Below are 14,515 nucleotides of genomic sequence, written 5' to 3'. Positions count from 1 at the left end.
TGGTTTATTAGAATATAAGTTGGATTTTTACTTAAATCTCCGAAAATTGGAAAATCTTTATACTTATATAAATCATCATACAGGTCTGCCCGAAAAAAGTTGGCAAGCTTTAATCAAGGTTTTGACAACACGACACTACAAGAAAGGCGAAGCACTTTTGGAGTTGGGAGAAGTCTGTACATCCATTTTTTTTATAAGTAAGGGCTATTGCAGGGCCGTTTATGATTATGAAGGGCAGGAGATCAACACCAACTTCTACTTTGAAACGGAGCTGGTTACCAACATTCGCAGCCTTAAACTGGAGCAGGGATCTGAATACGTAATTCAGGCAGAGGAAGATCTTGACGCGATTGTCTTTAATAAAGACAAGCTGTATGCACTCTTCAGCAAGTCGACCGATATTGATTCCATGGGCAGAGCACTCATGGAAGGTGTTCTGGAAAGGCAGGAAGCGCATGCTCAGTTATTTAAACTGGATACTGCCCGCGAACGCTACGATTACATGCGCAGTATCCAGCCTCAGATCATTGAAAGGGTTCCGTTGGAACATATCGCTTCTTATCTTGGCATTAGCCGAGAAACCCTTTTAAGTATACACAATACCGATCAGAACAAGTAGCATCGGATCACACATCCTGCCTCAATACTTCAAGGGGCGATTTGGAAAGTATTCCACGGCTGTTGATTAATCCAATAAACACTGTCAAAGCAGAAACCAGCATGAACAATACCAGTACCGGTAATAATTCGGGTTTGAATTCTGTGTCAAAAGTATAAGTTGCCAGTGCCCAGCTGCTACCCAGTGCCAGAATAATTCCGGTTAAGGAGGCCATCGTACCCAGGAAGAAATATTCAAGTGCCGTGATGACAAAAATCTGTTTTCTGCTTGCGCCTAAAGTCCTGAGTAGTACACTTTCCTGCAAGCGCTGATATTTACTGATTAAAACGGATGAAATTAAAACAACCAGTCCGGTCAGGATACTGAACCCGGCCATAAAACGGATTACGAATCCGATTTTATCGAAAAGGTCATCGATTACTTTCAGTACCAGGGCAAGGTCAATAATAGAAACATTGGGAAACCTTTGCACGAGTGCCTGTTGGAACCTGGCCGAGACCTGCGGAGAAGTGACATGGGTTAATATTACGTGAAATTGGGGGGCATCTTCCAGTACTCCTTTCGGAAATACGACCAGGAAATTTGTTTGGACTTCTGCCCAGTTCACCTCACGCATACTGCCGATCACCGTTTGCATCATAGCGCCCTGCACGTTGAAAATCAGCGTGTCACCAAGTGAAATATGGTTTCTTTTAGCAAATCCTTCTTCAATGGAAATCGGGATAAGTGCGGCAGGATCGGCATAGGTTCCTGTCCATTTTCCCTGCACCAGTTTTTCAGAGGCCGTTAACGAATCGCGAAAGGTAACCCGGTATTCGCGGCCGAAAATACGTCTGGATTGTTCTTTGGATGTGTCACTTTTGGATTGGGCGCCGTTCCGCCCATTCACAGATTCCAGGCGCATGTTGACAATAGGCACGGTTTCATTCACCGGCAACCCCTGTTGCTTTGCAAGTGCCATGATATCGTTTTTCTGGCTGGACTGGATATCAAATAAGACAATATTGGGCTTGTTTCCACTGGATGAACGTTTAACGCGGTTTAACAGGATTGTTTGCGTGAAAAACAGTGTGCAGATAAACAAGGTCCCGAGTCCGATGGAGACAATTAAAATAATGGTCTGATTATTAGGTCTGAACAAGTTGGCCAGTCCCTGGCGCCACAAATAACTCCATGACGCGGGGAAAAACCTTCTGACAAGCCACATTAACAGCATTGCCATGGCCGTCAGCACGATAAAGGAACCCAGAATTCCGCCGGTAAAAGAAAGCGCCTGAATCCAGTTTTTGGTTTGCAGAAAAGAAAAGCCAAAGATAAATAACAGGATAAGGATGTAAACAAGCCAGGTTACGGGATCTCTTTCAAGTTTCACAGCGTCGGCAGTATTACGAAGCACGTTTAACGGCGAAATCTTTCTGATTCCAATCAACGGAGGCATGGCAAAGAGGATTGAAATAACAAGTCCGATGCCTATGCCCTGACCGATAGCAGGCCAGGAAATCGTGGTTGTCAGTTCAAAAGGAAGGAAATCTTTAACGACAAAAGGTAAAAACTGCTGAATGACGCTTCCCAACGCGGCGCCCAGAACGGAGCCGAAAAGGCCGATGCCGGCAATCTGGATAAGATAAATAAGAAATGCCTGATAACCTTTCACACCCAGACAACGTAATATCGCTATGGAATTAAGCTTTTCCCGGATGTAGATATGCACTGCGCTGGCCACGCCGATGCAGCCCAGCAAAAGGGCAATAAAACCAACCAGTGCAAGAAACTGGGTTAAGTCCTTAAAAGATCTGCCGGTATCCTCTTTCTGTCTTTGAACCGTTTTAGAGTCCAGATCGGCGGCATCCAGTTTGGGTTCGATGGTTTTTACCAGTTTTTCAACATCGGTTTTAGGTTTAAACCTGATGTAATGACGGTAAGTGATGCGACTGCCTTTTTGCATGAGGCCTGTCTGGTCAAGATAAGCCATTGGAATATAAACGGATGGGGCGACAGCCGCGGTAATACCGGTTTGCCCGGGTGCTTTTAACAAAATCCCGGCGATGGCAAAAGTTACTTCCCCGACTTTGATAGAATCGCCCACTTTGGCCTCGTACTGCAGCATCAGTGTTTGATCTACCACGGCCTGTTTGCCATGGCGGAAGGTTTTCCCGGCGCTGGCCGGAACAGTTTCCAGGTCTCCATAAAAAGGGAAATTTCCTTCCAGGGCTTTGACCTGGGCGAGTCGGTTCCCGCCATTTTTAGGGAAAAGGATCATGGAAGCAAAACTTCTTTCCTCCGAGCGCTCTGTTCCAAGGGATTGTATGAGCTGCTTCGCTTTTCCGCTTACAGGCCGATTACCCGATATCTGAAGGTCAGCGCCCAAAAGTGTAGCTGCCTGACTGTCGATGTTGTCGCGCAGACTATCCCCTAAGGAATAAATGGCAACCAGCGCAGCAATACCCAGCACGATGGATGAAACGAAAAGCAGCAGCCGTGAGCGGTTTCGACGACTATCCCGCCAGGCCATCTGCAGGAGCCAGGAGAAATTTAAACCTTCTTTGTTATCGTTAAAAGAATTATCTGATGGGATCATTTTGTATCGGTATCAGAGATGATTTTTCCGCCCTTTAATTTTATGATTCTTTGTGTTTTTGCCGCCAGGTCAAGATCGTGGGTAACGACGATCAGCGTTGTGCCGGCTTCTTTATTCAGGTCAAAAAGGAGTTTGACCACTTTTTCGCTCGTTTCTGCGTCCAGGTTACCGGTCGGCTCGTCGGCAAATAAAATCTGGGGTTTATTGGAAAAAGCCCGGGCGAGTGAAACTCGTTGCTGTTCTCCGCCGCTAAGCTGGGTAGGATAATGATGACCGCGGTCGGCCAGGCCAACTTTATCAAGCAGGTCCAGCGCCCGCGGACGGATATTTTTTTCACCGCGAAGTTCAAGGGGAACCATTACGTTTTCCAAAGCTGTGAGGGTAGGCATCAGCTGGAAATTCTGAAAAATGAAGCCAACGTATTTGTTTCGGACGGATGCCAGCTGATCCTCGCTAAGCCGGTCCAAACGGGTTTCATGTAATTCAACCAGTCCCGATGTAGACCTGTCAAGGCCTGCACATAAGCCGAGCAATGTCGTTTTTCCACTGCCCGATGGTCCTACAATGGACATGGTGGAACCCGCTTCAACGGTAAAGCTGATTTTGTCGAGGACAGTCAATGCGTGATCTCCGCTTTGATATATTTTACTAACTTCCTGAAGGTTAAGTATCGTATTCATTTAACTTTTTCGTTGTAAAGGTTCCTGGGTCTATCCTTTCGGATCGGACAGTAATCGGCACACCTGACCACAATAATCTGCCAGGTTTGTTACCTAACAGGAAATATAAATCATTAATATTATATTTTTACATGTTGATGATGGGCATTTACAAAGTTAAAGGCTATAAAATTGTATTTTCAATAAATCATCAGCACGGAATCTAAAATCATTTTCGCTACATGAAATTATTTTTTTCATATACACGCTTGCTCATTCTGGTTGTTTTGATTGCAGCGTGTAACGGTAATAAAAAAACTGAACCAGGCCAGGGCGAACCGGCAACGGCTGTAAAACAGGCTTCGGAAAAGAAGACAAAAACAATTCTTTTCTTTGGTAACAGTCTTACCGCGGCTTACGGGCTGGATGACCCGACGCAGGGTTTTGCGGGATTAACACAAAAAAGAATAGACTCGCTCGGGCTTGATTATAAGGTAGTTAATGCAGGTGTTAGCGGTGAAACTTCGGCTGGCGGCAATAGCCGTGTCGACTGGATCTTAAAGCAACCGGTGGATGTGTTTGTACTCGAACTAGGTGGAAATGATGGTCTTAGAGGAATTCCCGTCAGTGAAACCAAAAAGAATCTGCAATCGATTCTGGATAAGGTGAAAGCAAAATATCCTGATGCGAAACTGGTCCTGGCTGGCATGCAAATGCCGTCGAGCATGGGTAAAACCTACATTACCGATTTTAAAAATGTTTACCCGGAACTCGCTGCGAAAAATAACATCACACTGATCCCATTTCTTCTTCAGAACGTCGGAGGAGAACCAAAGCTAAATCTTCCCGATGGTATTCATCCAACGGTGGAGGGGCATAAAATTGTGGCAGAAACAGTCTGGAAATCGTTAAAAGATATTCTTTGAAAATCCGCCTATCCAAACGGAGTTGGTGATTTTTTCGCGTTTCAATCCATCTTATTGAATACCACTCCCTGGATTTTATGATCAAGATTTTTTTTAATCTTATTCATTTTAAAAATAACAGGGTCGTCGTCTTCATTATTGAGCATAAACTTGATATAATCTTCTTTAATCCTGCCGGTTACCTGAAACTGGTGATCCTCCGAAGTTTTGTAAATAATGGCTTCCAGATCCTGTTTTACGAATTCATCCAGGATTTCGTCGGCCACATCTTCCGGGTACTTCTCGATCGTATCAAACAGGAAAAATCCATTTTCATGCCTGCATTTTACATATTCCTTCATGTCGTGGATTAAGTCTTTAATTGGGGTTTATTTTTAAATTTTACACTGAATTTAAAAAGCCGTTAGGATTTCCTAAGCATATACCGGCTTTAATTTAGTAAAAAGGGATTAAATTGTAATAGGCTCTTAAGCATAACGGTACAAAAAAGCTCAGAACCATTTAAGATCCTGAGCCAATATTTATTGATGAAGTATTTCTAAACCACTCGGTCTCCACGTATCACCCTCAGGATTACTGCAATAATAGCGATGACCAGCAGTATGTGAATGATGTTGCCTATTCCGAAACTGGCAAAGCCAAAATAACCGATCAGCCATAGAATGACCAGAATAACGGCTATTGTATAAAGAAGATTTCCCATGGTGGTAGTAAGTTGGTTTGATAATAAGATGTTTGATGACGCACATTCAATTTAAGTGCCAACGCTGTTTTTAATGGTTATTGCTCTTGTTTGACCGGAAATTGTGATTTTAGGTGTATGATGGGAGTGTAGTTGTAGAAAAAAACACTCAGTATCGTTCGCAGTTGTTTTTCGGAAATCGATAGCATATATTCGACTGAAAATTAACAGGATAATGCAAGTGATGAAATACGAAGATATTGCGTTGACAGATAATAAGGAGCTCCACAATTTTGAATTTGTGGTCGATGGCTACCGTTCTTTTATTGATTATGTGATTAAGTATGAACTGGTTTATTTAATTCATACCGAAGTGGCTCCTGAACTGGAAGGGAAAGGTGTAGCTTCGGTCATGGTCACCAAAACACTTGAATACCTGGAAGCGCAGGGTAGACAAATTGTTCCCCGCTGTTCGTATGTGTTGGCTTATCTAGAGCGTCATCCGGAATGGAAAAGACTGGTGGCGCACAATTAAATATCCTTGATTTTTTTGCCGGAATAATCTTTGAAAATCAGGTTTTTGGGCTCGCCGATAACCTGGGCGTGATAGATACTGTTGTTTCCCGAAAACAGATAGGACACCACACAGGCAATGGCAACGTAAATGCCGCATTCGCTGCCGAAAAGCTCGATTGCCATCAGGGTGCAGGCCAGAGGGGTGTTGGTGGCGCCCGCAAAAACGGCAACGAAACCCATGCCTGCCAGGAGTCCGACGGGAAGCGGTATAAAGTAGGAAAGCGCGTTTCCGAGTGTTGCACCTATAAAAAATAAGGGCGTTACTTCTCCGCCTTTAAATCCTGCACTCAGCGTGATGACCGTAAAAATGATTTTAAGCAGGAAATCGTAGGGCGGCAGATTCTGGTCGAATGAAAGCAAAATAGTAGGGATCCCCAGGCCAATGTATTTTGTTGTTCCCAGCAGCCATACCGCCAGTGCGACGATAATACCACCCACAAAAGGTCGTAAGGGGGCGTAACTTACCGTCGATTTGAAAAAACGGGCGCAATAACCTATCGCTTTGCTAAAAGCAGCTGCGGTGATACCGAATGCAACCGCGGCGAGAATGCTGTATAAAATCGTAGGGACGGAAACTTTGGGGATGAGTGAAATGTGATAATGTGTGTGCGCTACCTGCCATGCATCCGTAACCAGACTGGCCAGAATAGCCGCCATGAAGGCCGGGAAAATAGCATCGTACCGTAACCTTCCGATTAGAAATACTTCGAGCCCGAAAACAGCACCGGCCAGTGGCGTGCCGAAAACAGAGCCAAAACCGGCGCTGATCGCTGAGACCAGAAGGATTTTTCGGTCATTGACACTTAATTTGAAAAGTCGGGAAAACTGTTCACCAATAGCCCCGGCCATTTGCAATGCCGTGCCTTCACGCCCGGCAGATCCTCCGAAAATATGTGTGGTAAGGGTCCCGATCAATACAAAAGGTGCCATACGAAACCGAATAAACTCTTTTGGGTTGTGTATCGTATCAATTAACAGATTGTTTCCGGCTTCCACTTCTTTGCCGAAATGATAATAGAGCAACCCGATTAAAAAACCGGCAACCGGCAGCAGCGTGATAAGCCAGCGCTGCGATTCTCGTAGTTCGGTCGCCCATTGGAGCGATGCCAGGAAAAAAGCAGAAGCAGAGCCTACGCAAATGGACAGAACGCTGCAAAGAAACAGCCATTTTATGATATACCCGGATGTCGGAAATTTCTGATTGAATAAAAATAAAGAGAAGCTCCTTTGCAGATGAATTGGCGACATTTTTTGTTTTGGTACAGACATAATGATCCTGGTATATAATGATTTTCATTAAAAATTACCAGGCGCCATCAGCTTTTCAGGGCGGTTCAGATAGGAAGACACTATTTCCTTTGTGACACAAATATAGTATAATCGTCTTTTGCCGGACTACATTCAGCTGTTAAAAAAGAATAAAAGGCTTAAAAAGAAAATTCCTGAAACAATAGCATCAATATCGTTTCAGGAATTTTAAAGTTATTGTCGCCGATCGCTATTTACTTAATGGTCAGCGTTGAGTGATTTCTTACTTCTTCGCTGGCTGTTTTCACCAGCTGATCATCTATTTTTAAACTGTCACTGAAAATCTCGACACTACCATCCGTTTCCCGGCCCTTCTGGACATCAATCCAAACCGCTTTTTTATCTATAATTTTCACAACAAAAACCCTTTCCATCGAATTGACAAGCGCTGATTTTGGAATGACGAAAGAACTGGATTTGGAGGCTAACGGTATAGCTACTTCTGCAATCATACCCGGCAGAAGTTTTTTATCAAGATTGATCACATCCATTTCAACACGTTCTGAACGAAGTCTTGTATCAAGAGCTCCGGCCATACGCTTCACTTTTGCTGTGAATTCCTGGTTGGGATATGCTTTTACGGAAAATTTAATTTCAGTCTGATTGTTAACATAACCCACGTAAGCTTCCGGAATGGAAACCACAAGACGCATTTTCTTTTGATCCTGCAAAGTAAACAAGGGGAATTCGGAACCTTTGCCGGATGGCCCCACGTAGGCACCCAAACTCACATTTTTTGCCGTAATGATCCCGGCAAATGGCGCCCTCACTTCAAGATAATTTTTGGTTGCACTAATTTCCTTTTGACCGGCCTGGGCAGATTGCAGCTGTGCATGATCTGCATCCATGCGTGCAAGGGCCTGATCCAGGTCGTTTTGAGAAATCGTCCCCGGTGTTTTACTTGTTTCCAAAAGACGGCTATAATTGGCTTTACTGGCAATGTAAGCAGCTTCCTGCGCTTTTGCTCTTGACTCGGCACCAGCCAAACGTGAATTCAGTTCCGGCGCTTCCATCGAGATCAGCAGTTGTCCGGCCTTAACCTCTGTTCCCACGTCCGCATAAAGCTTTTTTACAAAACTGGTTTCCCGCGCATACAAATCCACCTGCTGAAAAGAGATCAGCTCTCCCGGCGTGTGAAATGCGGTGGAAAGGTCTTCTTTTTTCAAAGAAAAAGTTTCGGTGACAGGTACTGCGGGCGCTTCAACCGGGGCCTCGCCGTTTTTGTGCTCTTTCTCTTCAGCGCTGGTCTGGCATCCGATTGCGGTGGCAACAAGGAAAGCAAAGATCACACTGTTTATGGTTGAATATTTAGGAGCTGGTTGCATCGTGAATGTTTTGAATTAGTGAGCAGGTATATAATATTTGCTGTCCTTATCCTCGGGATCCAGGGAAACCGAAGCTGTCGATGTTTTTTCCTGAACCCAGGCAAAAACCAATGGCAGAATAATCAGCGCAGAGAAAGTAGAAGCAATAAGCCCGCCGATCACGGCTCTTGCCAGCGGTGATGCCTGATCTCCGCCCTCACCAAATCCGGCAGCCATCGGTATCATACCTACAACCATCGCAACACTGGTCATTAAAATTGGACGAAGGCGCAGGGCCGTAGCCTCTTTTGCCGACAACAAGGCATTCCCGTTGTGTCTTCGTAGTTCTTCAGCATTGGTCACCAGCAGTACGGCGTTGGCAATGGATACCCCAACCGACATGATGATACCCATATAGGATTGCAAATTTAAGGTAGATCCGGTAATAGTCAACATGGCAAGTGCTCCTAGTAATACAGCGGGTACGGTGGTGAGTACAACCAGGGAAACCTTGAAAGACTGAAAGTTGGCGGCAAGCATTAAAAATATCACCACGATTGCCACACCAAGTCCCGACTGAAGGCTGTCCAGAGTCTCGGTTAGCACATTGCTTAATCCGATCGGTTCGATCGTTAACCCGCGCGGCAGTTCACCCAGCGAAGCAATAGCAGCCTGCACTTCTTTGGTAGCGGTTCCCAAATCTGTTTTATGCAGATTGGCCGTAACAGAGAGTATTGGCATGGCACCCAGGTTATCGTTTTCTCCGTAGGTCGTATCCATTTTGATGGATGCAACATCGCTGAGTACCGGTCTCGAATTGTTTTTCAGAACCGGAATTTCACCGATGCTGTTAATGCTGTTCATTTTGTTTTCAGGAATCTGCACCTGAACGGCATAACTCAACCCAATCTTTTGATCCAGCCAAACGTTTTTCTCGGTGTAACGAGAGGAGGACGTGGATGCGGTCAGAGAGCGTGAAATGTCGGACATGTCAACACCAAGTTGGGCGGCACGGGTTCTGTCTATATCGATATTGATGGCCGGATAATGAAGGGGCTGAGCAATCTGGACGTCCCGAAGGAAATTGATCTGCTGTAATTTGGCTGACAGTTTATTTGCGTATTCTTCATTTTGCTTTTTATTTTTACCCATGATCCGGACTTCAACCGGTGTAGGGGAGCCCTGGCTCAGGATTTTGTCGGTCAGCTCGATCGGTTCAAAGGAAACTTTTACATCCGGTAAGTTCTGCTTCATTTTGTTCCGCAGACTTTCTTTAAGATCATCCAGGTTTACATGATAATCTCCTTTTAAACTCACCTGAAGAATGGCGTCATGAGGCCCGCTGGTAAAAAGGTAAATCGGGTTTGTGGAAAACTGGGCGGGGTGCATACCGACAAAAGCGGAAGTAATTGAAATATTTTCCTTGCCCACAACACTTTCGAGAAGTCCGATGGTTTGAAGCAGTTTTTCTTCGGTACGTTCAATACGGGTTCCATCGGCGACGCGGATATGTAGCTGGAACTGACGGCCGTTTACTTTGGGCAGTACATCCCTGCCGATATTAAGCAATAAGAATCCGGCAAAAGCAGAAATTACCACCACATAAGCAATGACAACCGGCTTTTTTCGGGGCAGAAGCTTATCCAGCATCGCCATAAAACGATTTCTGAATTTGTCAAATCCACTTACTTTCTTGTTGGTGTTAAAGTGATCATGTTCAGCCATTTCCTTCTTTTGATCCCAGGTATCATTTTCAGTACCGCCTATGGATAAATCAGATGGTTTTTTGTGCTTATGTTCCTTCATAAGCCAGTTGGCCATTATCGGAACGAAGGTTTGCGACAACAGATAAGAAACCAGCATGGAAAATCCGATGGCCAGTGCAAGTGGCAGGAAAAGTGCGCCCGGTATACCCGTCATCGTAAACGCAGGTGCAAAAACAGCCAGAATACACAACAGGATGAGAAGTTTTGGAAACGCGATTTCTTTACAGGCATCCCAGATGGCCAGAGCCTTGGGTTTTCCCATATCCAGATGCTGGTGTATATTTTCAATGGTCACGGTTGACTCATCCACGAGGATCCCAATGGCAAGGGAAAGTCCGCTCAGCGTCATGATGTTGATGGTTTGCCCGAATAATTTCAGGAAAAGGATCCCTGCGATGATCGAGGTCGGGATGGTCAGGATTACAATAAGTGCACCACGCGGATCGCCCAGGAACAGCAATACCATGATTCCCGTCAGTATAGCGCCTATTGCGCCTTCTGTGATAAGACTTTCAACGGCATTGATTACATACGCTGACTGGTCAAATTCGTAGGAAATTTTTACATCATCCGGAAGCAGGCTCTGGAATCTTGGCAAGGCCTTTTTTAGGTTTTGAACAACTTCCCAGGTTGATGCATCGGCCGATTTGGCGATTGGGAGATAGACGGACCTTTTTCCGTTTACGAGCGCATAGCCGGCAGTTAAGTCAGCGCCGTCTTCAATTGTCGCAACATCCCGGAGATAAAGATTTTGCACACTTCCTTTAAATAGCGGGATGGCGCCAAAATCTTCCACATTTTTGATGGAAGTATTTGCAGGTGTCAGATAATTTTTGTCTCCGATCCGCACATTTCCTGCCGGTGTAGCCTGGTTATTCAACCGGATCGCCTCCACCAGCTGGTCGGGCGTCAGGTTGTGTGAGCGAAGCAGCTGGGGATCGGCCTTAATCAGTATGGTGCGCAGGTTTCCTCCAAAAGGTGGCGGCGAAATGAGTCCCGGAATCGAGGTGAAGGAGGATCGTACATATACGTGGGCGAGATCCAGCAGTTCGTTGTTTGAACGGGTCGGGCTGCTGAAAACCAACTGGCCAACCGGTAATGTCGAAGCATCGAACCTGATAATAAAAGGAGGCTGGGATCCCGGTGGGAACGAGTTTTGCATCCTGTTACAGAATGAGCTCAGCTCAGCGGCCGCCTGCGCCATATTTGTGCCTTCGTAAAAACTCAGTTTCATCAGTGTCAAACCCTGAATATTCTTGGTTTGTACACTTTTTAAACCGTTTACAAAAAGAAATATATTGACATAAGGTTTACCGAAATACGCCTCCATCTGGTTCGGTGTAAACCCGCCAAAAGGGTGCGATATGTAAATGACCGGCAAGTCCATTGCCGGGAAAATATCTATTTTAATGGTTCGCGCCGCGTTGATTCCAAAAAAGAACATCCCGGCAACAAGCACTAAAATTGAGATGGGTTTGCGAAGTGCACTTCTTATTAATTCCATATAATGGGGGAAGAGGTTATGAAGGAAGGGATACGTTATAATGCCTGCTTCACAACGATTCTAAAAACTGCTGGTGAATAAATTAAAGTCTCCGGTGGCTGCTGCTTTAAGCAAAAGCCCCTGCCATACATTGCTGTAAGCGATATCTCGGTCGGTCTCAGCCCTGTTTAAAATATACAGCGCCTGGGTCAGGTCAACAATGTTGCTCAGGCCATTTTTATAAAGCGTGCTTTTCTGGATATAGGCGTCCGTTGCCGATTTGATCTGAACAGGTGCTTCCTGATAATTACTCATCGCATTTTTTATCTTGTTGTTAGACAAAAGAAGCTGATTTTTGATCTGTTGATCCACCAGGTCGTATTCATTTTGCAAGGCATTTGAAACAAATTTTTGGGATAATACCTGATGCCTGATACGCAAAACATTGGTCATGTTCCAAACAACACCAACACCCAAAAGATAATTGGACCTTACCGGTTTTATACCTTCCGTGAAACTTCCCGTGTAAGAATGCTGGTCCTGTGCATAATTGGCATTGAAGCCCGAGCCTCTCGTCTGGAATATACCAAAAGCTGAAAACACGGGCATACTCAACGTATGGTAATATTTTGCCTGTTGGTTACTGAGTGCAATCCGGTTTGAATAGTATTGGAGAAGCGGATGATTTTCATTCGGTCCGTTGATCGAATCGCTGAATGAAATCGGTATTTTGGAAATGAAAAGGGTGTCCAGGACGAATTCCTGCTGGTCGACGCCCATCAGAATGGCAAGTCTGTTGGCCTGTTCCTGCTCAAAATCCCGGGCTCTCGTAATGGCGATTTTCGCATTACTTACTTCGGCATTCGCAAGCGAAGAATCCACACCGGCGATAAGGCCGTTTTTAGCTCTTGTTACCACAACCTGTTTTATTGCAGTAGCGCGGGTCAGGTTATTTTGCCATGATTTTGTCAGCCTCTGAGCGGCCAGCAGGTTGAGATAAGCACCGGCAACGCGAATTTCGTGCTGGAATAATTCTTGGCCCAGGTCGCTTTCATCGCGGATCACGGCAGATTTGGCTACGTTAATTTTTTCACGTGCACGGCCAAAAGCAAAGAAATCCCAGTTTACGTTGGTCAGATAAAGCGCTCCAAATGCTGAGTTCCAGTTTTGGCTCGCCAGCGGAAGGCCGGATGAGGCCACACCTAAACCACCCAGACCGTATAACGGACCGTTTTGCCCGTTGACAGTGCCATAATCCTGTTGCAGCGAAAGGTTAAGGTTTGGTAAATAATCTTTGATACTTTGCTGCACTATGGCCTTGGAAGCATTAACATAATTGGCCTTTGCTTTCAGACTGCCATAATTACTTTTTGCAGTGGCAATGGCGTCGTGTAGGGTTAGTATCTGGGCGCTGGTTGTTGCCGTAACGAAAACCGCTGCCGTCAGCAGTGCAAGGAAAAGCCCGTTGCGTTTTAATAAATATGGGAGATATCGGAAATGTCGAAAGATTAATAAAGTCTTGGGGGGATCTGCTACGAAAATAAATTTCATTTTAATCATTTTCTAAAAGGGTATTCTTGAGATGCAAAAGTAATATGAGCTGTCTTACTTATTCTTATGTATTTCAAACAATAAACTATAAAATTCAAACAATCATTTCCTGAACGAGTTTGGTGTTATTCCGGTTTGTTTTTTGAAAAGGTTGTTAAAGTACTCAGGATATTCAAATCCCAGACAGTAGGCGATTTCCGAGATGCTCCAATTGGAGTTTTTTAATAATATCTTTGATTCTTGTATCAGTCGCTCCGTTATGTGTTCCGTTGTAGTCTTTCCGGTTACTTCTTTGAGCGCACGGTTCAGGTGGTTGATGTGTACCGACAGTCTTTGGGCATAGTCCCTGGCCGTGCGAAGCTGTAACTGATGCTCTGGGGAGTCAATCGGAAATTGTCGTTCCATAAGTTCTGTAAAACATGAAGTAATCCGGCTCGAACCATTAACGTGATTATCACCAGCTCCGGAAGCTTGCATTTTTACGGCCTCATGAATGATCAGATTTACATAGTTTTTTATCAGGTCATACTTGTAAATGTAACTTGATTCCATTTCGACGGCCATTTTCTGGTATAGATCCAGTAAGTATTCCTGTTGCGATTCGTTAATGAAATAAACCGGAATGGTATCATTTTTAAAAACAGGGAGATCCATGAAATTTTTTGTACGGTTCATCCCGTTCAGGAAATCGTCATTGAAGAGGCAGAAATAACCCGATTGCTGTTCCGAAAATGTTTCCCAGGAGTAGGGGACGTTCCTGTTGAAAAACACAAGGGCGTTCTGATTTATGTCAATTTTCGTGCCGCCGTAGAGCAATTTTCCTTTACCGATGATCAGCGAAATTTTGTAATAGTCCCTGCGGCTGTAAGCGTTGTAACGATTACAAAATTTCCGGGAAAATACATTAAAATGTTCTTGCTGCTGGTGTACGGGAATGGTATCGACGGGAGCCTGTTTTGCTGCCGGGTGGGTTTTGTAAAAATCCGCTATTGACTCACTTTCTATCATTTCATAAAGCTATGAAATTCAAATATTAGCTACAAAATTTGACAGGGTGTAATTG

The 14,515-nt window shown here is 44.7% G+C and carries 12 protein-coding genes; 3 read left to right on the top strand and 9 right to left on the bottom strand.

Annotated features, from left to right (window positions below; all coding sequences use genetic code 11):
- Positions 1-121: 121 nt before the first annotated feature.
- Positions 122-619 carry a Crp/Fnr family transcriptional regulator gene (locus tag RB622_RS05840; protein ID WP_308045598.1) on the top strand — a complete coding sequence of 166 codons (498 nt, stop codon included), beginning with the start codon at positions 122-124 and terminating at the stop codon, positions 617-619.
- Between the two features lie 7 nt (positions 620-626).
- On the opposite strand, the gene RB622_RS05835 is transcribed toward RB622_RS05840, so the two are convergent.
- Positions 627-3,197, bottom strand: coding sequence for an FtsX-like permease family protein (locus RB622_RS05835; protein ID WP_308045597.1), 2,571 nt, complete (start codon positions 3,195-3,197; stop codon positions 627-629).
- Positions 3,194-3,877, bottom strand: coding sequence for an ABC transporter ATP-binding protein (locus tag RB622_RS05830; RefSeq protein ID WP_308045596.1), 684 nt, complete (start codon positions 3,875-3,877; stop codon positions 3,194-3,196). The genes RB622_RS05835 and RB622_RS05830 overlap by 4 nt, the downstream gene beginning before the upstream one ends.
- A 221-nt stretch (positions 3,878-4,098) precedes the next feature.
- On the opposite strand from RB622_RS05830, the gene RB622_RS05825 reads away from it, so the two are divergent.
- Positions 4,099-4,782: an arylesterase gene (locus tag RB622_RS05825; protein ID WP_308045595.1), complete on the top strand. Its 684-nt coding sequence runs from the start codon at positions 4,099-4,101 to the stop codon at positions 4,780-4,782.
- A 41-nt stretch (positions 4,783-4,823) separates the two neighbouring features.
- Here the strand turns inward: RB622_RS05825 and RB622_RS05820 are convergent, their stop codons facing one another.
- Together RB622_RS05820 and RB622_RS05815 are read right to left on the bottom strand one after the other, a co-directional pair.
- Entirely contained in the window at positions 4,824-5,123 is a 300-nt protein-coding gene (locus tag RB622_RS05820; RefSeq protein WP_308045594.1) for a hypothetical protein, read from the bottom strand.
- Positions 5,124-5,320: 197 nt separating this feature from the next.
- Positions 5,321-5,485 carry a lmo0937 family membrane protein gene (locus RB622_RS05815; RefSeq protein WP_308045593.1) on the bottom strand — a complete coding sequence of 55 codons (165 nt, stop codon included), beginning with the start codon at positions 5,483-5,485 and terminating at the stop codon, positions 5,321-5,323.
- A 223-nt stretch (positions 5,486-5,708) separates the two neighbouring features.
- On the opposite strand from RB622_RS05815, the gene RB622_RS05810 reads away from it, so the two are divergent.
- Positions 5,709-5,999, top strand: a complete 291-nt coding sequence (locus RB622_RS05810) for a GNAT family N-acetyltransferase (protein WP_308045592.1) — start codon at positions 5,709-5,711, stop codon at positions 5,997-5,999.
- On the opposite strand, the gene RB622_RS05805 is transcribed toward RB622_RS05810, so the two are convergent.
- The 5 genes from RB622_RS05805 to RB622_RS05785 all read right to left on the bottom strand — a co-directional run bounded on the left by RB622_RS05805 (position 5,996) and on the right by RB622_RS05785 (position 14,460).
- On the bottom strand, positions 5,996-7,288 hold the full coding sequence (locus RB622_RS05805) for a voltage-gated chloride channel family protein (protein WP_308045591.1): 1,293 nt from the start codon (positions 7,286-7,288) through the stop codon (positions 5,996-5,998). The two genes, RB622_RS05810 and RB622_RS05805, sit on opposite strands and share 4 nt — an antisense overlap.
- Before the next feature lie 254 nt (positions 7,289-7,542).
- Complete coding sequence (locus RB622_RS05800; protein ID WP_308045590.1) at positions 7,543-8,673, bottom strand: efflux RND transporter periplasmic adaptor subunit; 1,131 nt, start codon at positions 8,671-8,673, stop codon at positions 7,543-7,545.
- A 15-nt stretch (positions 8,674-8,688) separates the two neighbouring features.
- Positions 8,689-11,922, bottom strand: coding sequence for an efflux RND transporter permease subunit (locus RB622_RS05795; RefSeq protein ID WP_308045589.1), 3,234 nt, complete (start codon positions 11,920-11,922; stop codon positions 8,689-8,691).
- Between the two features lie 60 nt (positions 11,923-11,982).
- Positions 11,983-13,452, bottom strand: a complete 1,470-nt coding sequence (locus RB622_RS05790) for a TolC family protein (RefSeq protein WP_308045588.1) — start codon at positions 13,450-13,452, stop codon at positions 11,983-11,985.
- Between the two features lie 102 nt (positions 13,453-13,554).
- Positions 13,555-14,460, bottom strand: a complete 906-nt coding sequence (locus tag RB622_RS05785; RefSeq protein WP_308045587.1) for a helix-turn-helix transcriptional regulator — start codon at positions 14,458-14,460, stop codon at positions 13,555-13,557.
- Between the last annotated feature and the right edge of the window lie 55 nt (positions 14,461-14,515).

It is taken from the genome of Dyadobacter sp. LHD-138 (genome assembly GCF_030929615.1).
GTDB lineage: Bacteria > Bacteroidota > Bacteroidia > Cytophagales > Spirosomataceae > Dyadobacter.
This window is presented reverse-complemented; position numbering and strand designations above follow the sequence as displayed.

What these genes read in the sequence shown, in the direction of transcription:
- RB622_RS05790 (WP_308045588.1), bottom strand. Translation starts at nt 13,452, where the DNA reads ATGAAATTTATTTTCGTAGCAGATCCCCCCAAGACTTTATTAATCTTT.
- RB622_RS05805 (WP_308045591.1), bottom strand. Translation starts at nt 7,288, where the DNA reads ATGTCGCCAATTCATCTGCAAAGGAGCTTCTCTTTATTTTTATTCAAT.
- RB622_RS05830 (WP_308045596.1), bottom strand. Translation starts at nt 3,877, where the DNA reads ATGAATACGATACTTAACCTTCAGGAAGTTAGTAAAATATATCAAAGC.
- RB622_RS05800 (WP_308045590.1), bottom strand. Translation starts at nt 8,673, where the DNA reads ATGCAACCAGCTCCTAAATATTCAACCATAAACAGTGTGATCTTTGCT.
- RB622_RS05815 (WP_308045593.1), bottom strand. Translation starts at nt 5,485, where the DNA reads ATGGGAAATCTTCTTTATACAATAGCCGTTATTCTGGTCATTCTATGG.
- RB622_RS05810 (WP_308045592.1), top strand. Translation starts at nt 5,709, where the DNA reads ATGAAATACGAAGATATTGCGTTGACAGATAATAAGGAGCTCCACAAT.
- RB622_RS05835 (WP_308045597.1), bottom strand. Translation starts at nt 3,197, where the DNA reads ATGATCCCATCAGATAATTCTTTTAACGATAACAAAGAAGGTTTAAAT.
- RB622_RS05785 (WP_308045587.1), bottom strand. Translation starts at nt 14,460, where the DNA reads ATGATAGAAAGTGAGTCAATAGCGGATTTTTACAAAACCCACCCGGCA.
- RB622_RS05820 (WP_308045594.1), bottom strand. Translation starts at nt 5,123, where the DNA reads ATGAAGGAATATGTAAAATGCAGGCATGAAAATGGATTTTTCCTGTTT.
- RB622_RS05825 (WP_308045595.1), top strand. Translation starts at nt 4,099, where the DNA reads ATGAAATTATTTTTTTCATATACACGCTTGCTCATTCTGGTTGTTTTG.
- RB622_RS05795 (WP_308045589.1), bottom strand. Translation starts at nt 11,922, where the DNA reads ATGGAATTAATAAGAAGTGCACTTCGCAAACCCATCTCAATTTTAGTG.